The sequence below is a fragment of the Bacillus sp. FSL K6-3312 genome (assembly GCF_038007485.1).
Taxonomy (GTDB): domain Bacteria; phylum Bacillota; class Bacilli; order Bacillales; family Bacillaceae; genus Bacillus; species Bacillus pumilus.
Genome location: NZ_JBBOXI010000001.1, coordinates 1277069 through 1291290 on the forward strand (window position 1 = coordinate 1277069; position 14222 = coordinate 1291290).

A 14222-nucleotide genomic window follows, 5' to 3' on the forward strand; every position below is an offset into this window, starting at 1 on the left:
AAAGATGGATTTAAAACAATATGTGACAGTTGTACCTGACTACCCAAAGGAAGGTGTACAATTTAAAGATATTACAACGTTAATGGATAAAGGCGAAGTGTACCGTTATGCAACGGATCAAATCGTTGAATACGCGAAGGAAAGAGACATTGATCTCATTGTTGGACCTGAAGCGCGTGGATTCATTATTGGCTGCCCTGTAGCATACGCACTTGGTGTAGGTTTTGCACCGGTTCGTAAAGAAGGAAAGCTTCCTCGTGAAGTCGTTAAAGTCGAATACGGCTTAGAATATGGGAAAGATGTATTAACGATTCATAAAGATGCGATTCGTCCTGGTCAACGTGTATTGATTACAGATGACTTACTTGCGACTGGTGGAACAATTGAAGCGTCCATCAAGCTTGTAGAGGAATTGGGCGGCGTTGTGGCAGGAATTGCATTCTTGATTGAGCTGACGTATCTGGACGGCAGAAAGAAGCTTGACGGTTACGACATCTTGACGTTAATGCAATACTAATGGAGTTTTACGAAAAAAGCACTCGGTAAGAAGGGTGCTTTTTTCCTATCAAAAATCTTTTAGCGGACTTCTTCTCTTTACATCTATCGAATTTTTCTTGATAATAAACTACAATACAGTTTTCATTTAAAAAGGTGATTCCATGGCGAACGAACAAGTTTTAACGGCGCAGCAGGTCATTGACAAGGCAAGAGAATACCTGTCCGCTGAACATATTCAATTTATAGAGCGAGCATATGAATATGCTGAAAATGCACATAAGGAGCAATACCGGAAGTCTGGTGAGCCTTATATTATCCATCCAATTCAAGTGGCGGGGATTCTTGTTGACCTTGAAATGGACCCATCGACCATTGCAGGCGGTTTCCTGCACGATGTTGTTGAGGATACAGATGTGACATTACAGGATTTAAAAGAGTATTTTAACGAAGAAGTTGCGATGCTTGTTGATGGTGTAACAAAGCTCGGGAAGATTAAATATAAATCACAAGAAGAACAGCAGGCCGAAAACCATCGAAAAATGTTTGTGGCAATGGCGCAGGATATACGCGTCATCTTGATTAAACTGGCAGACCGTCTGCACAATATGAGAACGCTCAAACATCTTCCTCAGGAAAAGCAGCGTAGAATTTCAAATGAAACCCTTGAAATCTTTGCACCGCTTGCGCACAGATTAGGGATTTCAAAGATTAAGTGGGAGCTTGAAGATACAGCACTCCGTTACTTAAATCCGCAGCAGTATTACCGGATCGTGAATCTCATGAAGCGCAAACGAGCTGAACGTGAGGAATACTTGGATGAGGTTGTCAATGAAGTAAAAGATCGTGTGTCAGAGGTAAACATCAAGGCTGAATTTTCCGGAAGACCAAAGCATATTTATAGTATTTATCGCAAAATGGTCCTGCAAAATAAGCAGTTTAATGAAATTTATGATCTGCTGGCCGTTCGTATTTTGGTTGACAGCATTAAAGACTGCTATGCCGTGCTCGGGATTATCCATACATGCTGGAAGCCGATGCCAGGCAGGTTTAAGGATTATATTGCAATGCCAAAGCCGAACATGTACCAATCGCTTCATACAACAGTGATTGGGCCAAAAGGTGACCCGCTTGAAGTTCAAATCCGAACAGTGGAAATGCATGAAATTGCAGAGTACGGAATTGCTGCGCACTGGGCATACAAAGAAGGAAAAGAGTCAGCAGAATCAACGGAGGAAGCTGTCTTCCAGAAGAAGCTCTCTTGGTTTAGAGAAATCCTTGAATTCCAAAATGAATCGACAGATGCAGAAGAGTTTATGGAATCGTTAAAGATCGATCTCTTCTCTGATATGGTGTTTGTCTTTACTCCAAAAGGAGACGTCATTGAACTGCCATCGGGTTCCGTGCCGATTGACTTCTCTTACCGGATTCACTCGGAAATTGGGAACAAAACGATCGGTGCGAAGGTCAACGGAAAGATGGTCACGCTCGATCATAAATTGAAAACAGGTGACATTATTGAAATTCTGACGTCAAAGCACAGCTATGGACCAAGTCAGGATTGGGTTAAACTTGCCCAAACCTCCCAAGCGAAGCACAAGATCAGACAGTTTTTCAAAAAACAGCGCCGTGAAGAAAATGTCGAAAAAGGCCGAGAACTCGTGGAGAAAGAAATCAAAAACCTTGAGTTTGATGTCAAAGACATCCTGACAGCTGAAAACCTGCAAAAAGTGGCTGACAAATTTAATTTTTCAAACGAAGAGGACATGTATGCAGCGGTTGGTTATAACGGAATTACTGCACTCCAAGTCGCCAATCGTTTAACTGAAAAAGAAAGAAAACAAAGAGATCAAGAAGAACAAGAAAAAACGGTTCAAGAAGTGACAGTAGAGCCAAAGACATATCACGGGAAGAAACGAGAAGCAGGTGTAAGAGTCAAAGGGATAGATAACCTGCTTGTCCGCTTATCTAAGTGCTGTAACCCTGTTCCCGGTGATAGCATTGTTGGTTTTATTACGAAAGGCCGAGGCGTATCTGTTCACCGTGATGACTGTCCGAACGTGAAGACAGGAGAAGCGCAAGAACGGTTAATTCCGGTAGAGTGGGAGCACGAACAGCCTGCTCGAAACCGTAAAGAATACAATGTGGAAATTGAAATACTAGGATATGATAGACGCGGATTACTCAATGAGGTGCTTCAAGCAGTCAACGAAACCAAAACGAACATCTCTTCGGTTTCTGGTAAGTCTGACCGTAACAAAGTGGCGACGATCCATATGGCGATCTTTATCCAAAACATTAACCATTTGCACAAAGTGGTAGAACGCATTAAACAAATCAAAGACATCTACTCTGTTCGCCGATTCATGAATTAGAAAGGAAGTATATCGTCTATGAGGCTTGTTGTGCAGCGTGTGACAAGTGCATCTGTGAAGGTAGAAGAAGAGATCACAGGTGCCATCAATGAAGGATATATGGTACTCGTTGGTGTCACACACGAAGATACAGAAGAAGATGTGCATTATTTAGCTGATAAGCTTGCACATTTACGTATTTTTGAGGATGAAAACGGGAAAATGAATCATTCGTTATTGGATGTAAAAGGAAGCGTGCTGTCTGTGTCTCAGTTTACTCTTTATGGTGATACGAGAAAGGGCAGAAGGCCAAATTTTATGAAAGCAGCCAAGCCAGATGCTGCGAACGCCCTTTACGAAAGTTTCAATAAAGCCCTTAGAGAAAAAGGCATTCATGTAGAAACTGGCCGCTTTGGCGCGATGATGGATGTGTCATTGACCAATTCAGGGCCTGTCACTATCTGGATGGATAGCAAAGAATAGATTCACTTTAGACTGTAGATAAACTCTTGCAGGAGTTTGTTTAGAGTCTTTTTCTTTTGCGGTCAAACAAAAAAGAGGCGCAGTGGCCTCTTTTTTCTAGCGGAAATATTGTTTTAATCCTTCTGTCATTCCTTCTGTGACTCGTTCTTGGTAAGAGGCGCTATAAATGATGGCTTCCTCCTGAGGATTGCTTAAATAGCCGAGTTCATATAAAAGAGAAGGACGTTTGTTTTCTCTTAACACAAAATAATCTCCGAATTTGACACCCTTATCAGGGATTTGAGAGCGTTTAGCGACTTCTGTATGAACGTTTGTCGCTAATTGCTGGTCTTTTGCTGCTTGATAATAATATGCCGTACTTCCTCTGACACTTGGGTCCATAAAACTATCATAATGAAGACTAATAAATGCATCTGCATTTCTGTAATGAGATGTTGCAACCCTCGATTGAAGGCTGATAAAAGTATCTTCACTTCTTGTTAAATAAACATTTGCACCAGAAGCCCTTAATTTGCCTGCCAGTAAATTGGCGGTTTTGATGGTAATGTTCTTCTCAAACGCACCATCTGCTCCAATCGTGCCGCTGTCTTTTCCGCCATGACCTGGATCAAGAACAATCGTTTTTCCTTTTAAAGAACCAGTTCCTGATGAAGAATCCTGCTGTGGTCTTGGTGCCTCGCTGCTATTTTTATTCGTTTGAACGACCCAGCTTGCTACATAACCAGTTCCGCCGTTTGATAACGTCACCTCGTACCAGTCACCTTGCGTGCGAACAATTTGATAGGCAGCGCCTTTTGTGGCTCTTTCTGCAATCTGAGCAGAGGTAGAAGCACTTTTTCGAATGTTGGTGCCATCGTAGACAATGTACGCTTTCTTTTGGGAAGCCGAAGAAGATGGATTCTTTTCACCAGCCGAACTCGCTCCATTGCTTGTGACGATGTAATAGCTTGCTGCCCAGCCTTTCACGCCTTTTGCCTCAATTTCATACCAACCGTTCTGCTCGCGCAAAATGGTGATCTGTGTGTTGCGGGCAAGTGAAGCGACGACTTGTGCATTTGGTGCCGCCGATTGCCTTACATTCAAGCTCGATACGCCAACTGTGCCTGTCTGTTTAGAGCGAGAGGACTCGCTAGAGCTTGATTGAGCAGCTTTTTGGCCGCCTGACACATAATCAGAGTGAACCCAGCCTACTGCTTGTTTATACGAAATTTTTGTCCATTCGCCGCTTGTCTGCAGCTTTTTAGCGGAAGCGCCTTGCGGGAAAGTTCCGACGACTTGATAGGAAGTCCCAGGGCCTGTCCGTATACGAAGATCGGAGGCTGTCGATGTAATGGAATTGCTGCCTGCCGAGCTTTGATTTTGCGTCTTTGGCTTAGCTGAGTTTTGGCCGCCAGATGATGTCGTAATCAGCCATGAGACGACCCACCCTTTTTGACCGTTCGATAGCCCGATCTGCACCCATTCTCCTTGTTTCGTGAGAATGGGATAGCTTTCCCCGCGCTTCACAACAGCTGCGATTCCATAGCTTAAGCCAGGGCCCGTTCTCACATTAATTTCATCTGTAGCGACCACAGCTTGATCTGTTTGTGCTGTAGCATGTGCCATAGGCAAAGTACTTGCAATGAGAACAAAACAGGTAAGCAGCATCATCATTTGATTGTGTTTTTTTAGTTTCAAAACGGTGTTTTCCCCTCCCTTGTAAAACCGATGAATGTAAATTCGTTATGTAATGGTCTAATTCCTTGCAGTTTTCCTAATAAAAATGAATCAATCTGTTTATACTAAATAAAAACGTGATAAAAGGATGTACAAACATGAGATTAAGCAGAAAATTAGGACGAGTGCAATATAATGGACATCGTGATATCGATCGCTGGCAGCACGACGAAATGGATCAACCAGGCTTCCTTGAAGAAACCGCATCTGAATACGGATGTACGTCAAAAGAAGAGCTGGAAAAGAAAAAGAGGCACGGCAAGGGTTGACAGAGTGGCAGCACCGACCTTATTATAATATAAATCAACACACTTGAAAATTTAAAATGTGGAACTGATGATAGAGAATAGTAGGGTAAATTGCGTGAGCAGAGAGGAATCGCCTTAGGCTGAAAGCGAATCCGCATGGCATTTATCACGAAAGAACACTCTGTAGGTTTCCTGCTGAACGCTCTAAAAATGAGTCAATAGGCGGAGAACGTGAATCTGCGTTAAGGATTTGAGCGGGAACATGGCTAGATCATGTTCCAACTAGGGTGGCACCACGGGTATAACTCTCGTCCCTACTATACACATAGTAGAGGCGGGGGTTTTTTATATGTCCACATAAAAAATGAATGATGGTCGTAGGAGGACGAAAAATGAGTTTTAATATTCCAAGAGGCACACAGGATATTTTACCTGGAGAGTCAGAACGCTGGCAGTATGTTGAACAAATTGCAAGAGATACATGTGCGGCCTTTCAATACAAAGAAATCCGCACACCGATTTTTGAGCATACAGAGCTGTTTGCACGGGGAGTAGGCGAATCAACCGATATCGTTCAAAAAGAGATGTATACATTTGAAGATAAAAAGGGACGCAGCATCACCCTTCGTCCAGAGGGAACGGCATCAACCGTACGTTCTTATGTTGAAAATAAATTATTTGCACAGCCGGCGCAGCCAACAAAGCTGTATTACATTGGGCCGATGTTCCGCTATGAACGTCCGCAAACGGGAAGATATCGTCAATTTTATCAGTTTGGGATTGAAGCGATCGGTTCAAAGGATCCAGCCATTGATGCAGAAGTTATTTCCCTTGCGATGAGTGTTTATGAGAAAGCAGGTCTTTCAAACTTAAAGCTCGTCATTAACAGCCTTGGTGACAAAGAGAGCCGTGCAGATTACCGCAAGGCACTTGTTGAGCACTTTGAGCCAAGAATCGATGAATTCTGTCATGACTGTCAAACCCGTTTACATCAAAATCCGCTGCGAATTCTTGATTGTAAAAAGGATCGTGACCACGAATTGATGGCAACGGCTCCATCCATTCAAGATTACTTAAATGATGAATCACGGACTTATTTTGAAAAGGTCAAACAATACTTAACAGATATAGGCGTTGAATATGTCGTCGATCCGAACTTAGTGCGCGGCCTTGATTACTACAATCACACGGCATTTGAGATCATGAGTAATGCTGAAGGCTTTGGTGCGATTACCACATTAGCCGGCGGAGGCCGATATGATGGACTTGTTGAAGGAATTGGCGGTCCTGAATCACCAGGAATCGGTTTTGCGATGAGTATTGAGCGTTTCCTATCAGCAATCGATGCTGAAGGGATTGATCTTCCACTGCAAGATGGCATTGATCTATACATTGCTGCACTCGGTGATGATGCGAAAGATTACGCTGTTTCATTATTAAATCGTCTGAGAAAAGAAGGCATTTCAAGTGAAATGGACTATACAGGGAAGAAATTAAAAGGACAATTTAAAGCGGCTGATCGATTAAAAGCCAAGTTTATTGCTGTCCTTGGTGAAGATGAGCTGGCGCAGCACATTGTGAATGTAAAAGATACGACAACGGGTGAACAAATTGAAGTGAAGCTTGATGAGCTGATTCAAATGATGAAGGCCCACAAGAAGGCGTAAAGAAGGAGTGGAATGTTTGTGTTTGGTAGAACTTTTTATTGTGGAGAAGTAACAGAAGACCAAATCGGTCAAACCGTTGTATTAAAAGGGTGGGTTCAAAAAAGACGTGACCTTGGCGGACTAATCTTTATTGATCTGCGTGACCGTACAGGAATTGTACAAGCTGTTTTCAATCCAGACCTTTCAAAAGAGGCACTCGAGACAGCAGAATCGATTCGTAATGAATATGTCCTTGATATTAAAGGAACGGTTGTCGCAAGAGAAGAAGCAACGATCAATCCAAATCTAAAAACAGGGAAAATTGAAATACAAGTCGAAACGGTCAGCGTGTTAAATGAAGCGAAGACCCCTCCTTTTGTCATTTCAGATCAAGCGGAAGAGGTATCAGAAGATGTGCGCTTAAAATACCGTTACTTAGACCTTCGCCGTCCTGCTATGTTTGAAACGATGAAAATGCGACATGAAGTCACAAGAGCATTCCGCCATTTCTTAGATGACAACGGCTTTCTAGATATTGAAACACCGATTTTAACTAAAAGTACGCCAGAGGGTGCACGTGACTATCTTGTTCCAAGCCGTGTACACGAAGGAGAGTTCTATGCCTTGCCTCAGTCTCCGCAATTATTTAAACAATTGCTGATGGTCTCAGGAATGGATCGATACTATCAAATTGCCCGCTGCTTTAGAGATGAAGACTTGCGTGCTGACCGTCAGCCGGAATTCACACAAGTCGATATCGAAATGTCCTTTATGAGTCAAGAGGACATTATGACGCTTGCAGAAGAGATGATGGCAAAGGTGATGAAAGATGTCAAAGGCGTAGAGTTAACATTGCCATTACCTCGCATGACTTATGATGAAGCGATGAATTCTTATGGATCTGATAAACCAGATACACGTTTTGAGATGAAGCTTGTCAACATTTCAGACACGGTAAAAGACTCTGATTTCAAAGTCTTTAGCGGAGCTGTAAAAAATGGTGGAGCTGTGAAAGCCATCAATGTCAAAGGGGCTGCAGCGAACTACTCAAGAAAGGACATTGATGCCCTTGGTGCATTTGCTGCGAACTACGGTGCAAAAGGTCTAGCTTGGCTTAAAGCAGAAGGGACAGAATTAAAAGGGCCGATTGCTAAATTCTTTGACGAAGCAAAGCAAGCAGAATTAAAAGAGCAGCTTCAAGTCGAAGAAGGCGACCTTTTACTCTTTGTTGCAGATAAGACGTCTGTTGTCCATGACGCACTTGGCGCCCTTCGCCTAAAACTCGGTAAAGAGCTTGAACTCATCGATGAGTCTGTCTTCAACTTCTTATGGGTTGTTGATTGGCCGCTGCTTGAAAAAGATGAAGAAGAAGGACGCTTCTATGCTGCCCATCATCCTTTCACAATGCCAGTACGCGACGATCTTGAATTAATTGAGACAAGCCCAGAAGACATGAAGGCACAGGCATACGATCTTGTCCTGAATGGCTATGAGCTTGGCGGAGGTTCGATTCGTATTTTCGAAAAGGACATTCAAGAAAAAATGTTTAGCTTACTTGGGTTTTCAAAAGAAGAGGCTTATGAACAATTCGGCTTCCTTCTAGATGCTTTTGAGCACGGTGTTCCTCCGCATGGCGGAATCGCGCTTGGTCTTGACCGCTTAGTGATGCTGCTTGCCGGCCGCTCTAACCTGAGAGACACGATTGCGTTCCCGAAAACGGCAAGTGCGAGCTGCGTGTTAACAGATGCTCCAGGCCATGTGAGCGAAGCGCAGCTTGATGAGCTAAGTTTAGCCATTAAAACAAAAGTAAAACAGTAAAATAGACGCATGGATATAGGCATGTAAACGCTTGAAAAAGCGGCATGCCTATGATATGCTTTCTTCAATCAATAAATAAAGTCCTGATACGTACGGTGGTTACCTAGTTTTGACCGAACATTTTTTTATACGGGAGCTTGCCTTTCCTTTCTGCATAAATGCCTCTTTAGAGGACTTATAAAGTCAGGAAGAAAGCACCCACCTGCATGGTGCGGGGTTCAAAACGAAGGAAAAGCTGGCGGCGTTGTCGGGACTTTTTTGTGTTTTTTTCTTTTTCAGAAGGATGACGAAGAAGGTTGAATATGATATGATTCTTTCGATTCATTTTAAATAAAGGTGGAGTGAGGCACTTGTTACATCAGTTTTCAAGAAACGAGCTTGCCATTGGCAAGGAAGGCTTAGATATATTAAAAAACAGTACAGTGGCAGTGCTTGGTGTGGGCGGCGTTGGTTCATTTGCAGTTGAGGCACTCGCTCGTTCAGGTGTTGGCCGTATTGTTCTTGTTGATAAAGATGATATTGATATTACAAATGTAAATCGTCAGCTGCCAGCATTGCTTTCAACTGTTGGTCAGCCAAAGGTTGACTTAATGCAGGCGAGAATCGCTGATATTAATCCAGAATGTGAAGTTGTTGCACTCAAGATGTTTTATACAGAGGAAACATATGAGCAATTTTTTGAATATCCGCTTGATTATGTCATCGATGCGTCAGATACGATTCACTATAAAATTCATTTAATGAAAGAGTGTCTGAAACGCAATGTGAACATCATTTCGAGTATGGGAGCAGCAAACAAAACAGATCCGACTCGCTTCAAAATTGATGACATTTCAAAAACACATACCGACCCAATTGCAAAAGTCGTGAGAACGCGCCTACGCAAAGAAGGGATTCGTAAAGGGATTGAAGTCATCTTCTCTGATGAAAGTCCGATTGTGATTCGCGAAGATGTCAGAAAAGAAGTTGGAAATGACGAAGCGAAGATTCGCAAGGCACAAATGCCGCCATCATCCAATGCATTTGTCCCGTCTGTTGCAGGATTGATCATGGGTGGTCATGTCATTATGCAGCTTTTGAAAGATATTCCAATTACACGTGTGAAGGATAAATAAACAGCCCACCTGCTAATAGGCAGGGGGCTTTTTTTATTTTTGGCGTTTTAAATTCTCATATACTTGTTTCAGTGCGCCTTCAAATTTACCTGTTTGCTTCGGTTCATAGTATTGCTTGTTTTTCAGCGGATCAGGTAAGTACTGTTGCTTCACCCAGCCGTTTTCATAATCGTGCGGGTATAAATAATCAACACCTCTGCCGAGTGCTGTAGCTCCTTTGTAGTGAGCATCCTTTAAATGAACAGGGATTTCACCAATTTTCCCTGAACGAATGTCACCAAGTGCCGCATCGATCGCCTTATATGCTGAGTTGGACTTAGGAGAAAGACACAGTTCAATGACTGCGTTAGCCAGCGGAATTCGTGCTTCCGGGAAGCCGACTCTTTCTGCTGTTTGAACAGCGCTTAACACACGAGGGCCTGCCTGCGGACTAGCTAAGCCAATATCTTCGTAAGCCATCACGAGTAATCTCCTTGAAATGCTTTCAAGGTCTCCTGCTTCAATCAGTCTGGCAAGGTAATGCAGCGCCGCATCTGCGTCAGAGCCTCTAATGGATTTTTGAAAAGCCGAGAGGACATCATAATGAGCATCACCATTCTTATCATGTGAGAAGCTCTTTTTTTGTAAACATTCTTCTGCTGCGGCAAGAGTGATCATAATATGCCCAGCATCATCTGCTTTTGTCGATAAAACAGCTAGTTCTAACGCATTTAAAGCAGAGCGTACGTCTCCGCCGCATCCATTGGCAAAATGATTCATCGCTTCATCGTCTACTGTCACCTCATACCCGCCAAGTCCGCGATGTTCATCCTGTAACGCTCTTGTTAATGCAGCCTTGATTTGCTCTGTTTCAAGCGGTTTTAGCTCAAATATTTGTGTCCGACTTCGAATGGCAGGGTTGATCGCATGATAGGGGTTAGCCGTCGTTGCGCCAATTAAAATGATCATGCCATTTTCTAAATAAGGAAGAAGAAAATCCTGCTTTCCTTTATCAAGCCTGTGAACCTCGTCTAAAATGAGGATGACCTGGCCGCTCATTTTCGCTTCAGCGGCGACAGCTTCCATATCCTTTTTGTTATGAATGACCGCATTCAACGTCCGAAACGCAATGCTTGTACTGCCAGCGATCGCCGTCGCAATCGATGTTTTTCCGATGCCCGGCGGTCCGTATAAAATCATCGAGGATAAATGTTTTGCCTCGACCATTCGTCTAATAATTTGACCTTCTCCAACGAGATGCTCCTGCCCAATGATGTCTTCAATATGACTTGGGCGCATCCGGTACGCTAAAGGTTTCATGATTATCTCTCCTAAAGCAATGTCTTGTTTGTATAGAGTACCGAAATTTCTTCAAATAGAAAAGGGATGCGTCCTCTTATAGCGCTCAGAACCGGCAAATGAAAGTTGGCTGAAAGTATGATATAATTGCTTTTGGTCTATATAAGCGTATATGAAATCAGAAAAATAATTGATGACATAGAAATAGAAAACGCAGAGGTGTTTAACTTGAAAATTTCTACTAAAGGCAGATATGGTCTGACGATCATGATCGAATTAGCCAAAAAACATGGCGAAGGCCCTACATCATTAAAATCAATCGCTCAAAACAATAATTTGTCTGAGCATTATTTAGAGCAGCTTGTATCACCACTTCGGAATGCTCGTCTTGTGAAAAGTATTCGCGGTGCATATGGCGGCTATGTTCTTGCACATGAACCAAACGAGATCACAGCCGGTGATATTATTCGTGTATTAGAAGGACCGATTAGTCCTGTCGAAGTCATTGAAAACGAAGAACCAGCAAAGCGTGCACTTTGGATTCGGATTCGTGATGCAGTAAAAGACGTACTGGACAATACAACTCTTGAAGACTTGGCAAGCTATCAAGATGACGAGGATCAAGAGGCGTATATGTTCTATATTTAGATCAGAGGTGTACCGGGAATGGAACGTATCTATTTAGATCATGCAGCCACAACGCCGATGGATCAGCGTATTGTGGACAAGATGATGCCTTACTTTACAGAGATATTTGGCAATCCCTCTAGTATTCATTCATATGGGCGCGAGGCAAGAAAGTGGCTCGATGAAGCAAGAGAAGTGATTGCAGGAGAATTACACTGTAAACCACAGGAGATCATCCTCACAAGTGGAGGAACAGAGGCGGACAACCTGGCGATTACAGGTGTGGCCATGGCAAGACAGCATGAAGGAAAACATATCATCACAGCAAAAACAGAGCATCATGCGGTGCTGCACACATGTGAACGCCTAGAGAAGCTAGGATTTGACGTGACATATTTAAATGTGGATGAAACTGGATTGATTCATCTTGAACAACTAAAACAAGCACTAAGAGATGATACGATTCTTGTGACCATCATGTACGGCAATAATGAAACAGGTGTGATTCAGCCAATCAAAGACATTGGCGAGCTTTTACACAATCACACTGCTCATTTTCATACAGACGCCGTGCAGGCGTTTGGAACAATGCCAATCGATGTAGCAGACCTTCATATTGATCTCTTATCTGCTTCTGGCCATAAGCTAAATGGTCCAATGGGAACGGGCTTTTTATATGTAAACGAAGGCGTGAAACTTTCTCCGCAAATTTTCGGAGGAGAACAAGAAAGAAAACGCCGTGCTGGCACTGAAAATGTGGCAGGAATCGTCGGACTTGCAGAAGCTGTTCAATTAACGAAGCAAAATAGAAGAGAAAAAGCCATGCATTATGGTAAGCTCAAAGAAATCATGCTACAAGTATTCGAAGAGGAATCACTCGATTTCTCTATCAATGGGCACCCGGAAGAGACATTGCCGCACATTTTAAATGTCCATTTCCCGGGCGTTTCTATCGAATCGTTACTTGTGAATTTAGATATGGAAGGAATTGCTGTTTCAAGTGGATCTGCATGTACGGCTGGATCCGTCCTTCCTTCGCACGTGTTAAGCGCCATGTATGGCGAAGAAGCAGACAAGCTGACGTCCTCAGTCAGAATAAGCTTCGGTCTTGGGAATGAAGAGGATCATGTGAAGCAGGCGGCGCGCAAGATAGTAGCTGTTGTCAAACGCTTAGCCAAATAAACGTTCCTCTTTTGTTCGTGTGTGAAAAATGAAACAGCCAGGCACCTGAAGAACGAAACGCACATGCTGTTTCATTGAAAATGGAGTTGATGAAGATGACAAAAAGACCAGAAGACACAAGAGTTGTGGTCGGTATGTCCGGAGGAGTCGATTCATCAGTTGCTGCTCTTATGCTAAAGGAGCAAGGCTATGATGTAATCGGCATATTTATGAAAAACTGGGATGACACAGATGAAAATGGTGTATGTACAGCAACGGAGGACTATGAGGATGTTATCCGCGTATGTAACCAAATTGGAATCCCTTATTATGCAGTGAATTTTGAGAAGCAATATTGGGACAAAGTGTTTCAATATTTCCTTGATGAATATAAAGCGGGCAGAACGCCAAACCCTGATGTCATGTGTAACAAAGAAATTAAGTTCAAAGCGTTCCTTGAGCACGCATTGTCACTCGGTGCGGATTATTTAGCAACAGGTCACTATGCGCGCGTCGACAGAACTGGCGATGAAGTCAAAATGCTAAGAGGTCTTGATGCCAACAAAGACCAAACGTATTTCTTAAATCAGCTGACTCAGGAACAGCTTGATAAAGTGATGTTCCCAATCGGTGATCTAGAGAAAAAAAGGGTTCGTGAATTGGCAAAAGAAGCAGAGCTCGCAACAGCAACGAAAAAAGATTCAACGGGTATTTGCTTTATTGGAGAAAGAAACTTTAAAACGTTCCTCAGTCAATATTTGCCTGCACAGCCTGGCGTGATGCAGACGATGGACGGAGAAGTCAAAGGGGAGCACGATGGACTGATGTATTACACGATCGGTCAGCGCCAAGGTCTTGGCATTGGCGGTAGCGGTGATCCTTGGTTTGTCGTTGGAAAAGACTTGGAACAAAATATCCTGTTTGTCGAACAAGGTTTCCATAATCCACTTTTATATTCTGAAAGCATTTCAGCCGTCAATATTAGCTGGACTCGCCCTCATATTGTCGGTGAAAACGGTGAATTAACCTGCACAGCTAAATTCAGATACCGTCAAGAAGATCACCATGTGAAGGTGAAAATGACAGGTGAGCAAGAAGCGATGGTCATCTTTGATGAACCCGTTCGTGCTGTCACACCAGGACAAGCGGTTGTCTTTTATGATGGCGACGAATGTCTCGGCGGCGGAACAATTGACGATGTCTTTAAGGACGGCCAAAAGCTGTCGTACGTGTAACATGTTTTCAAAACCTCAACGTCGCTGTTGAGGTTTTTTAATGAAA

12 protein-coding genes, 1 other RNA gene and 1 other annotated feature are annotated in these 14222 nt (G+C 43.1%); of the genes, 11 read left to right on the forward strand and 2 right to left on the reverse strand.

Going from position 1 to position 14222, the window contains the following annotated elements; all coding sequences use genetic code 11:
* The first annotated feature begins 4 nt into the window (after positions 1 to 4).
* From MHI11_RS06365 to dtd, 3 genes are all read left to right on the forward strand, one after another.
* On the forward strand, positions 5 to 517 hold the full coding sequence (locus MHI11_RS06365) for an adenine phosphoribosyltransferase (protein ID WP_003216770.1): 513 nt from the start codon (positions 5 to 7) through the stop codon (positions 515 to 517).
* A gap of 142 nt (positions 518 to 659) precedes the next feature.
* A complete protein-coding gene (locus tag MHI11_RS06370; RefSeq protein WP_044140028.1) occupies positions 660 to 2870 on the forward strand; it encodes a RelA/SpoT family protein in 2211 nt (736 codons plus the stop codon).
* Between the two features lie 18 nt (positions 2871 to 2888).
* Positions 2889 to 3332, forward strand: a complete 444-nt coding sequence (gene dtd, locus MHI11_RS06375) for a D-aminoacyl-tRNA deacylase (protein ID WP_044140029.1) — start codon at positions 2889 to 2891, stop codon at positions 3330 to 3332.
* 96 nt (positions 3333 to 3428) lie between these two features.
* Here dtd and MHI11_RS06380 read toward each other — a convergent pair whose 3' ends face one another.
* Positions 3429 to 4985 (reverse strand): SH3 domain-containing protein, encoded by a 1557-nt coding sequence (locus MHI11_RS06380; RefSeq protein WP_424177328.1) that lies wholly within the window; start codon positions 4983 to 4985, stop codon positions 3429 to 3431.
* Between the two features lie 161 nt (positions 4986 to 5146).
* Here MHI11_RS06380 and MHI11_RS06385 point away from each other — a divergent pair, with 161 nt between their 5' ends.
* The 5 genes from MHI11_RS06385 to MHI11_RS06405 all read left to right on the forward strand — a co-directional run bounded on the left by MHI11_RS06385 (position 5147) and on the right by MHI11_RS06405 (position 9875).
* On the forward strand, positions 5147 to 5317 hold the full coding sequence (locus tag MHI11_RS06385) for a YrzK family protein (protein ID WP_003216250.1): 171 nt from the start codon (positions 5147 to 5149) through the stop codon (positions 5315 to 5317).
* A 58-nt stretch (positions 5318 to 5375) separates the two neighbouring features.
* Positions 5376 to 5615, forward strand: a binding site (T-box leader).
* 73 nt (positions 5616 to 5688) lie between these two features.
* Positions 5689 to 6963, forward strand: a complete 1275-nt coding sequence (gene hisS / locus MHI11_RS06390; protein ID WP_003216423.1) for a histidine--tRNA ligase — start codon at positions 5689 to 5691, stop codon at positions 6961 to 6963.
* A gap of 18 nt (positions 6964 to 6981) precedes the next feature.
* Positions 6982 to 8760, forward strand: coding sequence for an aspartate--tRNA ligase (gene aspS / locus MHI11_RS06395; RefSeq protein WP_340960708.1), 1779 nt, complete (start codon positions 6982 to 6984; stop codon positions 8758 to 8760).
* A gap of 77 nt (positions 8761 to 8837) precedes the next feature.
* Positions 8838 to 9018: non-coding RNA, 6S RNA (ssrS, locus tag MHI11_RS06400), on the forward strand.
* Between the two features lie 92 nt (positions 9019 to 9110).
* Positions 9111 to 9875: a tRNA threonylcarbamoyladenosine dehydratase gene (locus tag MHI11_RS06405; RefSeq protein ID WP_044140034.1), complete on the forward strand. Its 765-nt coding sequence runs from the start codon at positions 9111 to 9113 to the stop codon at positions 9873 to 9875.
* A 33-nt stretch (positions 9876 to 9908) separates the two neighbouring features.
* Here the strand turns inward: MHI11_RS06405 and MHI11_RS06410 are convergent, their stop codons facing one another.
* Entirely contained in the window at positions 9909 to 11174 is a 1266-nt protein-coding gene (locus tag MHI11_RS06410; RefSeq protein ID WP_044139600.1) for a replication-associated recombination protein A, read from the reverse strand.
* 207 nt (positions 11175 to 11381) lie between these two features.
* Here MHI11_RS06410 and cymR point away from each other — a divergent pair, with 207 nt between their 5' ends.
* The 3 genes from cymR (at position 11382) to mnmA (ending at position 14176) form a co-directional block, all read left to right on the forward strand.
* Positions 11382 to 11801 carry a cysteine metabolism transcriptional regulator CymR gene (gene cymR, locus MHI11_RS06415; protein ID WP_044139599.1) on the forward strand — a complete coding sequence of 140 codons (420 nt, stop codon included), beginning with the start codon at positions 11382 to 11384 and terminating at the stop codon, positions 11799 to 11801.
* Positions 11802 to 11819: 18 nt separating this feature from the next.
* A complete protein-coding gene (locus MHI11_RS06420) occupies positions 11820 to 12962 on the forward strand; it encodes a cysteine desulfurase family protein (RefSeq protein ID WP_044139598.1) in 1143 nt (380 codons plus the stop codon).
* A gap of 95 nt (positions 12963 to 13057) precedes the next feature.
* On the forward strand, positions 13058 to 14176 hold the full coding sequence (gene mnmA, locus MHI11_RS06425; RefSeq protein WP_003216305.1) for a tRNA 2-thiouridine(34) synthase MnmA: 1119 nt from the start codon (positions 13058 to 13060) through the stop codon (positions 14174 to 14176).
* Positions 14177 to 14222: the final 46 nt, after the last annotated feature.